Origin of the sequence: Sulfitobacter sp. HI0129 (assembly GCF_001635395.1) — a bacterium.
GTDB lineage: Bacteria > Pseudomonadota > Alphaproteobacteria > Rhodobacterales > Rhodobacteraceae > Sulfitobacter.
In genome coordinates, this window is sequence record NZ_LWGH01000623.1 from 1 (window position 1) to 1,322 (window position 1,322).

Consider the following 1,322-nt stretch of genomic DNA (forward strand, 5'->3'; position numbering starts at 1 on the left):
CTCGGTGGTTTGGCATTGCTGAAGCATCGGCTTGGCACGATCGAGGACAAAACCGCGCTCAAACTGCTCGATACGGCGACCCGGAATGGCGACAGGCTGCTGGTTCTCGTCAACGATATTCTGGATGCCCAAGCCCTGAGCGAGGGCAAGGTATCGGTGACGCGTAAACCCGTGGACCTCACGAAAGTGGTCGTTTCGGCAGTCGAAAACTGCCGGGCCTATACCGAGAAACTCGGGGTCACTTTCGACGTCGACGTTCCGGCGGGAAAGCTCGAAGCTCTGACTGACAGCGCGCGCGTTACACAAGTTCTGGCCAATCTTATTTCGAACGCGGCGAAGTTCACGACCTCGGGGGATGTGGCGACGGTGAGTTTGAGGAAGATAGACGAAAAGGCGCGTATCGAGGTCACGGACCACGGGATGGGAATACCGGCGGAACGACAGCACGCGATCTTTTTGCCTTTTCATCAGGTCAACCCGGGCACAACAGGTTCCATCAAAAGCAGCGGTCTGGGTCTGAGCATTTCAAAACAACTGATTGACTTGCTGGGGGGTGAGATCGGGTTCAGTTCCGTCGAAGGCGTGGGAACGACGTTCTGGATTGAGCTGGACCTTATTACAGAAAAGCCGCTGAGCTTTCGGGAGGAGCGGCCTGTTCTGGTACCATAGCTGTTCGGGAAGGGTGGACATTGTCAGAGCTATCCTGCGCACCTGCGTTCGGGTTCCGCCCTTCCTCAGGTCTAAAGCGCCACCTCGATCAGCGAAGGGCCAGAGCCGGTAAGGCCTGCGTCCATCGCGGCCTCCAGTTCTTCGCAGGTGGTGACGCGCTGTGCCTCCACACCCATGGACCGCGACATCTGCACCCAGTCGAGCGTGGGGCGGTTCAGCGTCAGCATGTCGATGGCGCGCGGGCCGGGGTTCTGGACGCCCACGTTGGTCAGCTCTCCGTGCAGGATCCGGTAGCTCTGGTTGGCAAAGATCAGCACCGTGATGTCCAGCGCCTCCCGCGCCATGGTCCAAAGCGCCTGCACGGTATACATCGCCGAGCCGTCGCCGATCAGACCCAGAACCTTGCGTTCCGGGCAGGCAATGGCGCAGCCGATGGCCAGTGGCATTCCGTACCCGATGGAGCCACCGCAGTTATTCAGCCATGTATGCCGTGCCGCCCCCTTCGTAGCGGGAGAGAACCCGCGCCCGCTGGTCACGGATTCGTCCACGACGATGCCGTCTTCGGGAATGGCACGGGCGATGACAGCCGCCAGCGCGTCCAGCGTGATCGGGCCTTCGGGGCGGGCGGGCAGGTCGGGTTGCGCCACATGGGC

General features: G+C 61.1%; 2 protein-coding genes. One reads left to right on the plus strand and one right to left on the minus strand.

Translation table 11 applies throughout. From position 1 onward, the window contains the following. Positions 1–669 (plus strand): sensor histidine kinase (locus A3764_RS16320; RefSeq protein WP_150122239.1); only part of this gene is annotated, 669 nt, incomplete at its 5' end. 71 nt (positions 670–740) lie between these two features. Here A3764_RS16320 and A3764_RS16325 read toward each other — a convergent pair. After that, positions 741–1,322: thiamine pyrophosphate-dependent enzyme (locus A3764_RS16325; RefSeq protein WP_236628221.1), on the minus strand; the 582-nt coding region annotated here is incomplete at its 5' end.